The organism is Agrobacterium sp. CFBP 3001 (assembly GCF_027871605.1).
Taxonomy (GTDB): domain Bacteria; phylum Pseudomonadota; class Alphaproteobacteria; order Rhizobiales; family Rhizobiaceae; genus Agrobacterium; species Agrobacterium leguminum.
In genome coordinates this window covers 161,071-176,681 of the sequence record NZ_JAQAHD010000005.1, presented here as the reverse complement: position 1 = coordinate 176,681, position 15,611 = coordinate 161,071, and the positions used below count along the sequence as shown (strand labels likewise).

The window sequence follows — 15,611 nt, the reverse complement described above, 5'->3', positions numbered from 1 at the left end:
CCATCACGGGCGGTGACGGTGCGGCGATAAAGGATGAACGGATGCAACCCCATGTAAGCGGTACGAGCCTGCGCCGGCAGGTTTTTTTCTGGATCGGCGTGCTTGCCGTCTTTGTCCTTTTCCTGATGGTCTTCAGCTCCATTCTCCTGCCTTTCGTGGCGGGCATGGCGCTTGCCTATTTTCTCGATCCGGTTGCCGACTGGCTGGAACGGCGCGGCTTGAGCCGGTTGATGGCGACCGTCGTCATCCTCGTCTCCTTTGTGCTGATCTTTGCGCTGTCGCTCATCATCATCATCCCGCTGATCGCCGCCCAGGCCTCGGAATTCATCACGCGCATCCCGCAATATATCTCGTCATTGCAGCAGCTGATTGCCGGCGCCGACACCAATCTCCTGCCGGATTGGGTCAGCAGCCAGATCGACGCCGTGAAGGAGAATTTTTCAAAGCTTTTGACCGAAGGTGCCGGTTTCATCGGCACGTTGCTGACGCAGATATGGAATTCCGGCAAATCGCTGGTCGATGTCATGTCGCTGCTGGTCGTTACGCCCGTGGTCGCCTTCTATCTGCTGCTCGACTGGGACCGGATGATCGACAAGGTCGATAGCTGGATACCGCGCGACTATGTCCATACCGTCCGGCAGATCGCCCGCGACATGGACAAGACCATTGCCGGTTTCGTGCGCGGGCAGGGGTCGCTCTGCATCATTCTCGGCGTTTATTATGCCGTCGGCCTGTCACTGGTTGGCTTGAATTTCGGCCTGCTGATCGGCCTTTTTTCAGGCCTCATCAGTTTCATTCCCTATATCGGCTCCATGGTCGGCCTCATCCTCGCCGTCGGCGTCGCCATCGTGCAGTTCTGGCCGGATTACATCTATGTGTTTCTGACGCTCGTCGTGTTCTTTTCCGGCCAGTTCATCGAAGGCAACATCCTGCAGCCGAAGCTTGTCGGCAAAAGCGTAGGCCTGCATCCGGTCTGGCTGATGTTCGCCCTTTTCGCCTTCGGTGCACTTTTCGGTTTCGTCGGGCTTCTCGTCGCGGTGCCAGCTGCGGCGGCGGTCGGTGTGCTTGTCCGCTTCGCCTTGTCGCGGTATCTTGAAAGCGATCTTTACCATGGGCATGCCGCCAACCTTCCCTGGGACACAAACCCTGCCCTGGAAGAAGGGAAAACGTCCTCCGGCAAGGTTGACTCTCAGAGCTGACGATGACTGACCAAATCAAAACCGACAACGCCCGGTCGAAGGCCGAGCAGCTGCCGCTCGCATTCTCGCACCAGTCCGCTTCCGGCAGGGATGATCTCCTCGTCTCCGCCTCGCTTGCGGCTGCCGTCAGCCTCATCGATGAATGGCCGAACTGGCGCTCGCCCGTCGTCGTGCTGGCCGGGCCGCCGGGTTCGGGAAAATCGCATCTCGCCAATATCTGGAAAAATATCAGCGACGCGCGCGACATTCACCCCCAGACGGGCTCGGATGCTGCGCGTGCGGCCGAAACGGGGCCTGTTCTTTTCGAGGACGCCGACCGGCGCGGTTTTAACGAAACGGAACTCTTCCATGTCATCAACAGCGTACGCCAGCACGGCACCACGCTTTTGATGACGAGCCGGCAATGGCCGGCCGCATGGCCCGTGACGCTGCCCGATCTGCGCTCGCGCCTCAAAGCCGTAACGGTGGTGGAAACCGGCGAGCCGGACGAGGGGCTTTTGGCGCAGGTGCTGGTGAAACTCTTCGCCGACAGGCAGCTTTACATGGATGACAAACTCATAGGTTACATCGTCAATAGAATGGAGCGTTCGCTCGATACGGCCCAGACGATCGTGGACCGTATAGACCGGCTGGCGCTTTCGCGTGGAACGAGAATTACACGTCCTCTGGTGGCGGAGGTCCTCAATGCGATGGACAACGCAGCGGCGGGCAGCGGACTGGACGTCGATTGACTGTCACAGTTCCGTCGTCAAACTGTTATACGGGCAAGAAGGACGATCGCGCGATGCAGCAGGATCACGGGACGGAAATCGGTCAGGGGATGGAACAGGGAATGGACGCTATCGCGCAGGAAGACTTCAACAAGGTTCAGCCGGTGACCGAAGGCGAGAGCCTGTGGGACAGCCCGGCGCGTTTCATCAACCGCGAATTCTCCTGGCTCCAGTTCAACCGCCGCGTTCTCGAAGAAACGCTGAACACGGATCATCCGCTGCTGGAGCGGCTGCGTTTCCTCTCCATCTCGGCCGCCAACCTCGATGAATTCTTCATGGTCCGCGTCGCCGGCCTGGAAGGGCAGGTGCGCCAGAAGATCACCGTCAAGACGCCGGACGGCAAGACACCGGCCGAGCAGCTCGAAGATATTCTGAAGGAAATCGACAATCTGCAGATGGAGCAGCAGGCATCGCTCGCCGTTCTGCAACAATATCTCGCCAAGGAAGAAATTTTCATCGTGCGGCCGGCCGCACTTTCGGATGCGGACCGCACCTGGCTGGAAACGGAGTTCGAGGAACGCATGTTCCCCGTTTTGACGCCGCTCTCCATCGACCCGGCGCACCCGTTCCCCTTCATTCCCAATCTCGGCTTTTCCATGGGCCTGCAGCTCGACAGCGTCAACGGCCGCGAGCCGATGACGGCGCTGTTGCGCCTGCCGCCCGCGCTCGACCGTTTCGTGCGCCTGCCTGACGAAAAGAACGCCATCCGATACATCACTCTTGAAGATGTGGTCGGCCTGTTCATCCACCGGCTCTATCCCGGTTACACCGTGCGCGGTTCCGGTACGTTCCGCATCATCCGCGACAGCGATATTGAGGTGGAGGAAGAGGCGGAAGATCTGGTCCGTTTCTTCGAGAGCGCGCTGAAGCGCCGCCGCCGCGGTTCCGTTATCCGCATCGAGACTGACAGCGAAATGCCGCAGTCGCTGCGCCAGTTCGTGGTGCATGAGCTTGGCGTGCCTGATAATCGTGTTGCCGTTCTGCCCGGCCTTCTCGCGCTCAACACCATCTCGGAAATCGTCCGCGCGCCGCGCGACGACCTGAAATTCGAACCCTACAACGCCCGTTTCCCCGAGCGCGTGCGCGAACATGCCGGCGATTGCCTCGCCGCCATCCGCGAAAAGGACATGGTGGTTCACCATCCCTATGAAAGCTTCGACGTGGTCGTGCAGTTCCTGCTGCAGGCCGCGCGCGATCCCGAAGTGCTCGCCATCAAGCAGACGCTCTACCGCACCTCCAATGACAGCCCGATCGTTCGCGCGCTGATCGATGCGGCCGAAGCCGGTAAATCCGTTACCGCGCTGGTCGAGCTGAAGGCGCGTTTCGACGAAGAGGCGAATATCCGCTGGGCGCGCGATCTGGAGCGCGCCGGCGTGCAGGTCGTCTTCGGCTTCATCGAACTCAAGACCCACGCCAAGATGTCGATGGTTGTGCGCCGCGAGGACGGCAAGCTCAGAACCTATTGCCATCTCGGCACCGGCAACTATCACCCGATCACCGCCAAGATCTATACCGACCTGTCCTTCTTCACCTGCAACCCGAAGATCGCCCATGACATGGCGAATATCTTCAACTTCATCACGGGTTACGGCGAACCGGAAGAGGGCATGAAGCTGGCCGTTTCGCCTTATACGCTGCGCGCCCGCATCGTAAAGCACATCAACGAAGAGATCGAACATGCCAAGCGCGGCGCGCCGGCGGCGATCTGGATGAAGATGAATTCGCTGGTCGATCCTGAAATCATCGACACGCTCTACCGCGCCAGCGCGGCGGGCGTGGAGGTCGATCTCGTCGTGCGCGGCATCTGCTGCCTGCGCCCGCAGGTGCCCGGTCTGTCGGATAACATCCGCGTCAAATCCATCGTCGGCCGCTTCCTCGAACACAGCCGCATCTTCTGCTTCGGCAATGGTTTCGGCCTGCCGTCGGACAAGGCGCTGGTCTATATCGGCTCGGCCGACATGATGCCGCGCAACCTTGATCGGCGCGTGGAAACGCTGGTTCCGCTCACCAATCCCACCGTGCATGAGCAGGTTCTTTCACAGATTATGCTTGGCAATCTCATTGACAACCAGCAGAGCTACGAGATACTTGCGGACGGAACGTCGAGGCGCATCGAGGTGCGTAAAGGCGAAGAACCGTTCAACGCGCAGCACTATTTCATGACCAATCCCAGCCTTTCCGGACGTGGTGAAGCCTTGAAATCCAGTGCGCCCAAATTGATTGCCGGGTTGATTTCGTCCCGCAAGAAACAGGCTGAATGACTCGATCAGAAGCACAGGGGCGGCTGACCGGCCTTGCCCCCGTTTCCGTCATAGATATTGGTTCGAACTCCGTTCGTCTCGTCGTATATGAAGGTCTTTCCCGCGCGCCTGCGGTGCTGTTCAACGAAAAGGTCCTGTGCGGCCTCGGCAAGGGACTGGCGCTGACGGGCCGTATGCATGAGGAAGGCGTCAGCCGGGCGCTGATGGCGCTTCGGCGTTTCCATGTCCTTTCCGAGCAGGCGCAGGCGCAGAAGCTTTATGTGCTGGCGACGGCTGCGGCGCGTGAGGCGGAAAACGGCCCGGAGTTCATCCGCGAGGCAGAAGCCATACTCGGCTGCGAGATCGAGGTACTGTCAGGCGAAAAGGAAGCGCTTTATTCCGCCTATGGCGTGATCAGCGGTTTCCATGATCCAGACGGCATCGCCGGCGATTTGGGCGGCGGTTCGCTCGAGCTCATCGACATCAAGGGCAAGAGCTGCGGCGAGGGCATCACCCTGCCGCTCGGCGGCCTGCGGCTGTCGGAGCAGTCGGACGGCTCGCTGGAAAAAGCGGCGACGATTGCCAGAAAACACGTCAAATCCTTCGCCAAGCTTCTGGCGGCGGGTGAGGGGCGCACCTTTTACGCGGTGGGCGGCACCTGGCGAAACATCGCCAAGCTGCATATGGAGATATCGGGCTATCCGCTGCATATGATGCAGGGCTATGAATTGCCGCTGGAGGAAATGCTGAATTTTCTCGAGGAGGTCATCGTCTCCCGGGATAGCAAGGACCCGGCCTGGCAAGCGGTCTCCAAGAACCGCCGCTCGCTTCTGCCCTTCGGCGCCATCGCCATGCGCGAAGTTCTGAAAATGATGAAGCCGGCCAGAATCGCCTTTTCGGCGCAGGGCGTGCGCGAAGGTTATCTCTATTCGCTGCTGACGGAAGAGGAGCGGGATTCCGATCCGCTGCTGGTTGCCGCCGATGAACTTGCCATTCTGCGCGCCCGCTCGCCGGAACATGCGCGCGAACTGGCGGACTGGAGCGGCCGCACCTTCCCGGTCTTCGGCGTTGATGAGACCGAAGAGGAGAGCCGTTACCGGCAGGCGGCCTGCCTTCTCGCCGATATCAGCTGGCGCGCCCATCCCGATTATCGCGGATTGCAGGCGCTCAACATCATCGCCCATTCCTCCTTCGTGGCGATCACCCATCCCGGCCGCGCCTATATTGCACTCGCCAATTATTATCGCTTCGAAGGTCTGAACGACAACGGTACCACGCAGCCGCTCGCCGCCATGGCGGGTGACCGGTTGCAGGAGCTTGGTAAATTGCTCGGCGGCCTGCTGCGCGTCGTCTATCTCTTCTCGGCTTCAATGCCGGGCGTCGTCGACCACCTCAAATTCCGCAAATCCGGCAATCCCGATCTCGATCTGGAATTCGTCGTGCCGCACGATTATTGCGATTTCGCCGGCGAGCGGCTGGACGGGCGTTTGCAGCAACTGGCGAAGCTGACGGGCAAGCGGCTGGCATTCGTGTTCGAATAACGAACGGCGCGTTTCTGTTTCGCGACAGGACGGTTCTTGCGTCCGCTAGGACCAGCGCTCGCAAAAGGCTTCTATGTCGCTCGACTGAAAGTCGGAAAGCCGCGCCATGATCGTTTCGAATGGCCAATCCCACCACGCGATTGATGCAAGCTTTTCCGCGATGGGCCGCGAAAATCGTTCGCGAATGATTTTTGCGGGAACGCCGCCGACGATGGTGTAGGGCAGCACGTCTCTGGTGACGACCGCGCCGGCGGCGAGCACTGCCCCGTCTCCAACCGTGACACCCGGCAAGACGATAACGCCGTGACCGATCCAGACATCGTGACCGATGACGGCGCGGTCCTCCCTGCGCCGGTCGAAAAAGGCGTCATCGCGCACGGCATCCGCAGAATAATATTCAGGGCAATAGCTGAAACGGTGCATGGATGGCCGGTCCATCGGATGGTTCGGAGCGCCTATCCTGACCTCTGCGGCGATGGCGCAGAATTTTCCGATCGTTGCATCGCCCACCATGCAACGGGGGCCAAGATAGGAGTAATTGCCGAGCTCGGCATTGTGCAGGGAGGTGTCAGCCAGAATTTCGCAGCATTCGCCGATGCTTGAATCTCTTATGCTCGCCGTCGCATGGACGACGGTCTCCGCAATTTTCGGGCGCTTGATCTGTGCGGTCGAATCCATTCCAGCCTCCGGATTTGCGCCTGCTTAAACGGCGATGATGAAGGTGCTGTGACGTGAAATGGCGATAGGGGTCCGGCCGGGCTGGGCATCCTCTCTAAAACGCAGATCGCGCGCGATGCCGCGTGACGCGAAATCCTGCATTCACTCGGAATGTATCACTTGCCGGGGACATCCGCCGCGGCAGGCGTTTTCTTCCAGTAGTGGTCGGATATGTTTTGCGCATTCCGAATGATGTGGCCGGCGATTTCGGGGTCTCCGCCCTCGAAGGTTTTCGGGTCCGCCCCGCATAACATCAGGAAGAGCTGCTGATGGGCGACGGCGGCAAAATAGTCGCGGGGCGGTGGCTGCATGTCTGAATCGACGGCCCGGAATGCCTCAGTTACCTCTTTGCTGGCACGTTCGAGCGCTGCGTGAATGGTGGCCATCGTCGCTGCTTCCGTGCGCTCCAATATGGCCTGTACCTGCCGTTCCGCCGGTGTCAGGACCGGGCAACTCTCGCTCATCGAATATCTCTCCTGTCGGTGCAACCATTCCACCTGGCGATATTATCGCAAGGATTGTGTCCGCTTTGCGGGAAAGATTGACATCTTGGTCTCGGAGCGTAACACCCTGGCTGGCCACCGTGCCGCGATGCGCTTTTGCTAACGGCTCAGCCGTGCCCGAGCGCCTTGCGGATGCAGGCGCTGAGATAGGCATATTGCAGCGGCGTTATCGTCGCCATGGCTTCCGTGCGGCTGGCAAGCCTGTCCTGATAGCCGACCGGAATATCGAACTGGCTGAAGGTGAAATCCCAGCGGGTGCCTTCGACGATATTGTAAAAATGGTCGGCACCGCTGACAGCGGTTTTGGCAAGCTCTCCGCCGAAAATATCCTGTACCACCAGCGCGGTGACGCTGCCTTGGCCCTTGGCGGGGTTTTCGCGCGACCAGAGGCCGCTCGTCTCGCCCGACCAGCTTTTCTTCAGGGCGTAATAAAGTCTTTCTGCATGGTCCTGCATGAAACGTCTTCTTTTCCGTTAGCTCTGGAAAATCGGAACGGAGCGCCATGCAGACATTTGTGTCTGCCGGGCGCTCCGTCCGGATCATTCGCAGCCGTCAAAGCAAGTGACAGCAGCCTTCGTCTTATTTCGCCTCAAGCAGGTCCTTGACCTCCAACAGGACGAATTCGTTGTCGTCAGCCTTGTCCAGCGCACGGCCGGCCGAGAAGGGCAGGTTGTTGTCGTTGCCGACGACGATATGGGTGGCATCGACGCGGTCGACATTCTCGATGGTGACGAAAGGCATGTCGTAATAGCCGTTGCCGCCGCCCTGACGTTTCTTGTTGTCAGGATCGGAGATCTTCAGAAGATCGATATAGCCGATCTTGCGGGCGGCCTTGCCGACATTGGCGTCATTGAACTCGATCTTGTAGATGCGCTTGACCTTGGAAGGCACGGCAAAGCAGTTTGCTTCCGGCTTCTTCGGATCGGCGCAGGCCTTGTCGGACGTGCCGGCGCCGTTGTCGCGCTCAATGACGAGCGCGGTGGTGTCATCCAGCATGTTGAAGTCGCCGATTGCCTCGCCGCCTTCCGCCAGCGGATAAAGCCAGCTGCGGCCGGTCCACGCCTTCTTGGCGGTGTCGAGTTCGATGATGCGCAGCGCGGTCGCGCCGTCATCGGTTTTTTCCACCTGGCCGTCGGCCATGTAGAGCGGGCCTTCCAGCAGGCCATAGAGCTTCGAGCCATCCTTTGAGAGCGCCATGCCCTCATAACCGCCGGAGCGCTTCAAGTTGAAAGCGGGCATTTTCTGCGTGGGGTTGCCGGGCAGGGCAAGAGCCGGATGGTCGGGAGACTTCACCTCGATGTCGCCGGCCTTGGTAGAGATCACGTCGGTCAGCTTGCCGTCGCGGGTGAATTTCAGAATGTAGGGGCCGAATTCTTCGCCGACCCAGAAACCGTCAGCGACCGGCTGAATGGATTCGACGTCGAAATCCGCACCCGTCAGGTAACGCTTGCTCGAGCCTTCCAGAACGATGGGGAAGGGCGCTTTCATGTCGGGATCGGAAAGGAAGACGGTTTCAAGCGCGTTGACCTTGCCGGCGTCCCAATCGAACTTCAGATGGTGGAGCATCAGCATGGCGTCGCTGGAATTGAGCTTGGAACCGAAACCGTTGTCGGAAAGGCTCCAGAAGCTGCCGTCCGGCATCGCCCTGATGCCGGAAAAGCCCTGCATCGGCTGGCCGTTGAACGGCATGGAAAGGCCGGTCAGGCGCACGCCGTCCTTGCCGGGCACGGTGCCGAGGCCCTCGGCGCGCTTGCGGTCGGCGGTGGTGAATTTGGCGGAGGTCTTGAGGTGCTCCGGCGCATCGGCAGGTGCGGCGATCATGGTGTTGGCAGGCAGAATGGCGTGCGAGACCAGCTTTGCCGGAAATTCCTTTTCCGCCGCATGTGCCGCGCCGGCGAGCGCGAGAACCGCGAAAGGTGCAAAAAGAATGTGCTTCATGATGGAGACCCCTCTCAATACCTGTTGAAGACAAGATTGACGCGATAGGGTCGTCGCATGACAGGCAGGTGATTGCCGTTTGAAGCTTTGATGAATTTTGATGACGGCCATCATCGGCAGATGGGCCGCACGGCTTTTTTTGTCGATGGCCCTTATGCGGCGGGCGCCTGATATTGGCTGAGCGTGCAGACGCCGAGCGTCTGTCCACGGCCCTTGACGGCATGTTCGCCCAGATATTCGCTGCGCACGCCCTTCGGAAGCACCAGCTGATGGGCAAGGTCAGCGGAAATCAGCACCGGGTGACCGAGCATCTTGCTCAGCGATTCGAGCCGCGACGTTGTGTTCACCGTGTCGCCAAAATAGGTAATCTTGTGGTGATCGACACCGATTTCCGCGGTGATGACCGGCCCGCCATGAATGGCGAAGCGCAGGCGCGGCACCTCGCCGAAGCGGGCGAGCCACATGTCGCGGGTGTTTTCAATGGTCGCCTGAATATCGAAGACGCAGCGCACACAGGCCGCCCGCCGGATCGCCATGTGATAGGGCCAGGTGATGATGGCGGCGTCGCCGATATAGTCGTCGATGACGCCGCCGTGTTTTCTGACCGGTGCGGCATAACTTGCAAAAATTTCGCCGAGAAATTCCTGGGCCTTCAGGTCGCCATGGGTTTCGGCGAAGGAGGTGGAGCCGACGAGATCGATGAAGATGAAGACGCGGTCTTCGCTGACCGGCCGGCGGTAACGCCCCAGGATGAGGTCGATGAAGATATCGCGGCCGAGAAGCTCGCGCACCCGCATGATGAAGACGATGATGCCGCAGACAATGAGGGTGAAGATTAGCGTCTGCACCTCGGCATGGACGGCGCGTTTCCAGGTGCCGGGAAATATCCCGCTCAACCACAGGATCGTGCCGCCAAGCCCGAAGCCGCAAAAGACGAGGATGGCATAGATGACGAGGCCGACGGCGATATAGGCCGGCGTCGGCAGGGCGCTCACCTGCCGCGACAGGCCGGGCATGATATAACCACGCTCGAAGGCGAGGATGGGTGCGCAGGCAAACAGCGCATAGGTAGCGCCAATCAATGCACCGCCGCCATATTCCAGAAAGGCGTAGGCCACGCCGCTGCCGGCCACGGCAACGAAGAGCACCACGTAATCCAGAATGGGCAGCAATTTTCTCATGTCGGTTCTTGGGTCTCGGGAAGGGGAGGCTTTGGTCTTGGGAAAGAAGGGCAGGCCGCTCCCTTCGGTCGAAGCTTCTGTTCAGGTCATATGCGACATTAATGTGGAAAAAGCGCCGCAAAAAGTGAGCAATCGGTAAGGTTGCATGAAGGATTGGTGAGGCTGTTGCGCTGTTGCAGCAAAATCGGCGTTGCCGCCGTTCTACGCCTGATAGGATGTTCTGTAATAGACGGTTTCAAGCGGGGATTGCGGCCGGTCATTTGGCGAGCGGTTCGACCATTTGACGGGGAAGGCGGAAAAACGCAGCCGGTTGCCGTCGATCCAGGCCCGGTCGAACAGAGTTTCTCCCTTGCGGGCGAAGATGATGGCGGCGCAGGTGCGGCCATCAACGTCGAAGGGAGTGTTCTCCCTCCAGCCGCTCAAGCCGCAGCCCATGCCTTTCGGGTCGCGATTATAGCGGCCGACGACGTGGCCGTTGGCGTGGAAAGCGGCGGGCCGTTACGGCTCGCCTGCCGCAACCTCCACCGCCTCGACCTTCTTGCCAGCGAAACGCAGCGCCACTTCGCCATTGATGAGCTTCAGGGCCACATCGCCGAAGAGTTCCCGCCGCCAGCCGGTCAGCGCCGCCACGGTTGCCTTTTCGCCCTCGGCGGCGATCTTGTCCAGATCGTCGCTATTGGCGATGACCTTGGCGGCGACGCCATGCTTGTCCGCCGTCAGCTTCAGCAGAACTTTCAGAAGTTCCACGGCAGCGCCGGAGCCTTCCGGTGCGTGGCTGTGACGCGGTGCCTTCGGCATTTCCTCTTTCGGCAGCGCCAGCGCCGCATTCACCGTTTCGACGATGGCGGTGCCGGAGGCGGAGCGCTCCCAGCCCTTGGGGATGGTGCGAAGCCGCGACAGCGCCTCGGCGTCCTTCGGCTGCTGCTGGGCGATTTCGAAGATCGCATCGTCCTTCAGCACGCGTGAGCGCGGAACGTTGCGGGAGCGCGCCTCACGCTCGCGCCAGGCGGCGATGAATTTGAGGATGGCAAGCTCGGTCGGCTTGCGCAGGCGCGATTTCAGCCGCAACCAGGCATCGTCGGGATGCATGTCATAGGTGTCGCGAGACTCGAGAATATCCATCTCTTCGGTCAGCCACAGCGAGCGGCCTTCGCGCTCGAGCTGGGCTTTCAGCGAGAGATAGACATCCCGCAGATGGGTCACGTCGGCCAGCGCGTAATCCAGCTGCTTTTCGGTCAGCGGACGGCGGCTCCAGTCGGTGAAACGCGAGGATTTGTCGATCTGGACGTTTTTGATCTTCTGCACCAGCTGGTCGTAGGAGATCGAATCGCCGAAACCGCAGACCATGGCGGCAACCTGCGTGTCGAAGATCGGGTGCGGAATAAGCCCGCCGAGATGGTAGATGATCTCGATATCCTGTCGCGCCGCATGGAAAACCTTCACGACAGCAGGATTGGCCATCAGTTCGAAAAGAGGGGTCAGGTCGAGACCCTTCGCCAGCGGATCGACCAGCACTTCGAGCGTCGGGCTTGCCATCTGCACCAGGCAGAGTTCCGGCCAGAAGGTCGTTTCCCGCAGAAATTCGGTGTCGATGGTGATGAATTCCGATTTCGCCAGTTCCGTGCAGGCTTCGGCGAGGGCGGCAGTCGTTTCAATCATTGTTATTGGCCAATCGTGAAAATTATCCGTCTTACTTTCCCTTTGCCGGGCGCATGTCAATACAAAGCCCGCTTTCGAAGGCTCAAGGATCGTTTTTCTCGGGCGGATGGGGCTCCGCTTCATCCTTTTTGGGTGGCGGAGCCGCGGCGAGCTTCTGGAAATAGGCTGAGGTGCGCAAAAGCGAGCTGAACCGCCAGTTCCGCTCCTCCACGGGCACACCTTCGCGCACCTGCAGCCGGTAGATGGTATAGGCGATGAAAACGATCTGGATCGCTGCCGTATAGCTGAATAGCGCCTTCGGGCCGAACTGGTCGATCAGCACGGAGGCGAGCAGCGGCCCGACGGTTGCGCCCACCGACCAGAAGAACAGCAGTCCGGCCGACATCATCGCATGTTCGCCTTCCCTGGCATGGTCGTTGCCATGAGCGGAACTCAGCGAATAGAGCGGCAGGGCGAAGGCGCCGAAGATGAAGACGCCGATGATGTTGCTCCACTCATCGGTTCCGGCGAAGAAGGCGAGAAACAGGCCGACGACGACCGAGCCCGCCGTGGTGGCGAGAATGATGATGCGCCGGTCATAACGGTCGGAATAGACGCCGAGCGGATATTGCAGCACCACGCCGCCAATGATGCCGGCGCTCATGAAGGTGGCGATGGCGGTGACGGAAAGGCCGATCTGTTCGGCATAGATCGGGCCGATATTACGAAACGCCGCCATGCTGAGACCAACGGCCACGCAGCCGACCACGGCAAGCGGCGAGATGCGCCACACCGCGAAGAGATTGAAGGGTATCTGTTTCGGCGGCGCGGGGTTGGATTTGTCGGCAAGCGAGATCGGCACCAGCGACAGCGTCAGCGCCATGGCGATCAGCGAAAACACCACGGGTCCGTCGATGCCCGCGACGGGAATGATATATTGCGCAAGCGTGACGGAGCCGAGATCGACGAAACGATAGATGGAGAGCGTGCGCGCCCGATTGGAATTGGTGACCTGCGCGTTGATCCAGCTTTCGATGGCCGCGAAAAGACAGGCGACGGCAATGCCGGTGACGAAGCGCATCAGCATCCAGAACAGGGGATGCATAAGGAGCGGCATGGCGATCGCTGCGGCGGATGCGACGGCCGCCATGGTGGCGAAGGTGCGGATATGGCCGATCTTGCGCAGAAGCCGCGTCACCGAAATGCAGCCAAGCGCGAAACCGAAGCTGTAGGCGGCGCTGATGAGGCCGATGGTGCTGGCGGAAAACCCTTCGGAGAGACCGCGCAGTGCTATATAGGTTCCCTGCAGGCCGTTGCCGCCGATCAGGATGCCGGCGGTGACGAGAAGCGGGATAAGAGGTCTGATCTGGCTCATTGCGGGCCGACTCGGTTTGGCGGGCTGGATTAGTCCTATCTAAAGCGAAGGCAGGGGAAAGGACAGGCTGAAGGCGACATTGTTGTGCTTTGCCTTGACAAATCAGGCTGGCCATGCGCTTTTCCGGCAAATTTCGACAGTGCCGCCCATCTGGCCTCCATCAGGCCCACGACACGTTCCAGGATAAAAAAATGCATCGTTACCGCAGCCACACCTGTGCCGCTCTCCGCAAGTCCGACGTCGGCGAAACCGTTCGCCTTTCCGGTTGGGTTCATCGCGTGCGAGATCATGGCGGCGTTCTCTTCATCGACCTTCGCGACCATTACGGCATCACCCAGGTGGTGGCCGATCCGGACAGCCCGGCCTTCAAGGTTGCCGAAACCGTGCGCGGCGAATGGGTCATCCGCATCGATGGCCTCGTCAAGGCGCGCTCGGAAGACACCGTCAACAAGGGCATGGCGACCGGCGAGATCGAGCTTTATGCGCAGGAAATCGAGGTTCTCGGCGTTGCCAAGGAACTGCCGCTGCCGGTCTTCGGCGAGCCTGATTATCCTGAAGACGTTCGCTTGAAATACCGCTTCCTCGATCTTCGCCGTGAAACGCTGCACAAGAACATCGTCAAGCGCACGCAGATCATCTCCGCCATGCGCACCGGCATGGCCGATGCCGGCTTTGCCGAATATACGACGCCGATCCTCACCGCTTCCTCGCCGGAAGGCGCGCGCGACTTCCTCGTGCCGTCGCGCATCCATGAAGGCAAGTTCTTCGCGCTGCCGCAGGCGCCGCAGCAGTACAAGCAGCTTCTGATGGTGGCCGGTTTCGACCGTTATTTCCAGATCGCGCCGTGCTTCCGCGATGAAGACCCGCGCGCCGACCGCCTGCCGGGCGAGTTCTACCAGCTCGACGTCGAAATGAGCTTCGTGACCCAGGAAGATGTCTGGACGACGATGGAGCCGATGATGACGGCCGTGTTCGAGAAATTCGCCGAAGGCAAGCCGGTTACGAAACAGTGGCCGCGCATTCCCTATGACGAGGCGATCCGCAAATATGGTTCCGACAAGCCGGACCTGCGCAACCCGATCGTCATGGAAGCCGTGACAGAACATTTCGACGGTTCGGGCTTCAAGGTCTTCGCCAACATGATCGCTTCCAACCCCAAGGTTCAGGTCTGGGCCATCCCGGCCAGGACCGGCGGCTCGCGCGCTTTCTGCGACCGCATGAACGCATGGGCGCAGTCTCAGGGCCAGCCCGGCCTCGGCTATATCTTCTGGAAGGAAGAGGACGGCAAGGTCGGCGGTTCCGGTCCGCTCGCCAAGAACATCGGCGAGGAACGCACCGAGGCGCTGCGCCAGCAGCTCGGCCTTGAGGCAGGCGATGCCTGCTTCTTCGTCGCCGGCGATCCCGCCAAGTTCTACAAATTCGCCGGCGAGGCGCGCACCCGCGCTGCCGACGAACTGAACCTGATCGACCGCGACCGTTTCGAAATGTGCTGGATCGTCGATTTCCCCTTCTTCGAATATAACGAGGAAGAAAAGAAGATCGACTTCGCCCACAACCCCTTCTCCATGCCGCAGGGCGGTCTGGAAGCGCTGGAAGAGCAGGATCCGCTCTCCATCAAGGCGTTCCAGTATGACGCGGTCTGCAACGGCTTCGAAATCGCCTCCGGCTCGATCCGTAACCAGTCGCCCGAGCTGATGGTCAAGGCCTTCGAAAAGGTGGGCCTGTCGCAGAGCGATGTGGAAGAGCGCTTCGGCGGTCTCTATCGCGCCTTCCAGTACGGCGCGCCTCCGCATGGCGGCTGCGCATTCGGTATCGACCGCGTGGTCATGCTGCTGGTTGGCGCGAAGAACCTGCGCGAAATCACGCTGTTCCCGATGAACCAGCAGGCGCAGGACTTGCTGATGAACGCGCCGTCGCCGGCAACGCCGACGCAGCTTCGTGAGCTGGCGCTGCGCGTCGTTCCGTCCAAGAAGGACTGATATGGTGAAGACGCTGCTCGACCGGGTTCGCGCAGCCTTCACCCGTGCATTGGCGGCCGCTCTTGCGGCCGCTTTTGCGTTCTGGGTCGCGCATCGGTGGCTGGGCCACCCGCAACCCGTCTTTGCCGCAATCAGCGCACTTATCTGCCTTGCTCCGGGAATTCCAAGCCATGTTCGTCAGGGCCTAGGCCTGATGGTTGGTGTCACCGTCGGCATTCTCGTTGGGGAGATTGCGCTCCTTGTCCCGCATGACTTCGCTGAAATCCGGCTGGCCTCGGCGACCTTCATCGCCATGATCCTTGCGTCCATGTTCGGTCTGCCGCCGGTCGTGCCGATACAGGCAGGCGCTTCAGCCATGCTGGTGCTCTTAATGGGGCCGCAGGCTGCCGGTTTTGTCCGTTTTGTCGATGTGATCGTGGGCGTGGCGACCGGTGTAGCCGTAGCGCTCGTCTTCTTTCGCGAGCGGCTGAAGCTCTAGCGGTCTTGCGCAAAGCGGCATGAGCATACGATCGCAGACATCGAAAGCGGGC

Annotated in this window: 13 protein-coding genes and 1 pseudogene; 6 read left to right on the top strand and 8 right to left on the bottom strand. The window is 60.4% G+C overall.

Annotation, left to right across the window (positions count from 1 at the left end):
* Nucleotides 1-41 precede the first annotated feature (41 nt).
* The 4 genes from PH605_RS09310 to ppx are packed head-to-tail and all read left to right on the top strand — an operon-like array spanning nt 42 to nt 5,750.
* Nucleotides 42-1,199, top strand: a complete 1,158-nt coding sequence (locus PH605_RS09310) for an AI-2E family transporter (RefSeq protein WP_065654058.1) — start codon at nt 42-44, stop codon at nt 1,197-1,199.
* A gap of 2 nt (nt 1,200-1,201) precedes the next feature.
* Nucleotides 1,202-1,930, top strand: a complete 729-nt coding sequence (gene hdaA / locus PH605_RS09305; protein WP_065654057.1) for a DnaA regulatory inactivator HdaA — start codon at nt 1,202-1,204, stop codon at nt 1,928-1,930.
* Nucleotides 1,927-4,230, top strand: coding sequence for an RNA degradosome polyphosphate kinase (locus PH605_RS09300; RefSeq protein WP_423748604.1), 2,304 nt, complete (start codon nt 1,927-1,929; stop codon nt 4,228-4,230). The genes hdaA and PH605_RS09300 overlap by 4 nt, the downstream gene beginning before the upstream one ends.
* On the top strand, nt 4,227-5,750 hold the full coding sequence (ppx, locus tag PH605_RS09295) for an exopolyphosphatase (protein WP_142844833.1): 1,524 nt from the start codon (nt 4,227-4,229) through the stop codon (nt 5,748-5,750). Before PH605_RS09300 ends, ppx begins: the two co-directional genes overlap by 4 nt.
* A 45-nt stretch (nt 5,751-5,795) precedes the next feature.
* Here ppx and PH605_RS09290 read toward each other — a convergent pair whose 3' ends face one another.
* From PH605_RS09290 to PH605_RS09255, 8 genes and pseudogenes are all read right to left on the bottom strand, one after another.
* Nucleotides 5,796-6,428 carry a DapH/DapD/GlmU-related protein gene (locus PH605_RS09290; RefSeq protein WP_142844834.1) on the bottom strand — a complete coding sequence of 211 codons (633 nt, stop codon included), beginning with the start codon at nt 6,426-6,428 and terminating at the stop codon, nt 5,796-5,798.
* 155 nt (nt 6,429-6,583) lie between these two features.
* Nucleotides 6,584-6,931, bottom strand: coding sequence for a hypothetical protein (locus tag PH605_RS09285; protein WP_142844835.1), 348 nt, complete (start codon nt 6,929-6,931; stop codon nt 6,584-6,586).
* 146 nt (nt 6,932-7,077) lie between these two features.
* Complete coding sequence (locus PH605_RS09280; RefSeq protein WP_065654053.1) at nt 7,078-7,425, bottom strand: YunG family protein; 348 nt, start codon at nt 7,423-7,425, stop codon at nt 7,078-7,080.
* 124 nt (nt 7,426-7,549) lie between these two features.
* Nucleotides 7,550-8,908 (bottom strand): esterase-like activity of phytase family protein, encoded by a 1,359-nt coding sequence (locus PH605_RS09275; protein ID WP_142844836.1) that lies wholly within the window; start codon nt 8,906-8,908, stop codon nt 7,550-7,552.
* 152 nt (nt 8,909-9,060) lie between these two features.
* Nucleotides 9,061-10,089 (bottom strand): adenylate/guanylate cyclase domain-containing protein, encoded by a 1,029-nt coding sequence (locus PH605_RS09270; protein WP_125145898.1) that lies wholly within the window; start codon nt 10,087-10,089, stop codon nt 9,061-9,063.
* Nucleotides 10,090-10,290: 201 nt separating this feature from the next.
* A pseudogene (locus PH605_RS09265) lies at nt 10,291-10,557 on the bottom strand (hypothetical protein); the annotation flags it as partial.
* Nucleotides 10,558-10,587: 30 nt separating this feature from the next.
* Nucleotides 10,588-11,748 (bottom strand): ribonuclease D, encoded by a 1,161-nt coding sequence (gene rnd, locus PH605_RS09260; RefSeq protein WP_065654050.1) that lies wholly within the window; start codon nt 11,746-11,748, stop codon nt 10,588-10,590.
* Nucleotides 11,749-11,830: 82 nt separating this feature from the next.
* Nucleotides 11,831-13,102, bottom strand: coding sequence for an MFS transporter (locus PH605_RS09255; protein WP_078054069.1), 1,272 nt, complete (start codon nt 13,100-13,102; stop codon nt 11,831-11,833).
* Nucleotides 13,103-13,293: 191 nt separating this feature from the next.
* Here PH605_RS09255 and aspS point away from each other — a divergent pair, with 191 nt between their 5' ends.
* Together aspS and PH605_RS09245 are read left to right on the top strand one after the other, a co-directional pair.
* Nucleotides 13,294-15,081: an aspartate--tRNA ligase gene (gene aspS / locus PH605_RS09250; RefSeq protein ID WP_142844837.1), complete on the top strand. Its 1,788-nt coding sequence runs from the start codon at nt 13,294-13,296 to the stop codon at nt 15,079-15,081.
* A gap of 1 nt (nt 15,082) precedes the next feature.
* The gene (locus PH605_RS09245; protein ID WP_003520788.1) at nt 15,083-15,559 is read left to right on the top strand and encodes an FUSC family protein; all 477 of its coding nucleotides are present in this window, start codon (nt 15,083-15,085) and stop codon (nt 15,557-15,559) included.
* The last annotated feature ends 52 nt before the right edge of the window (nt 15,560-15,611 follow it).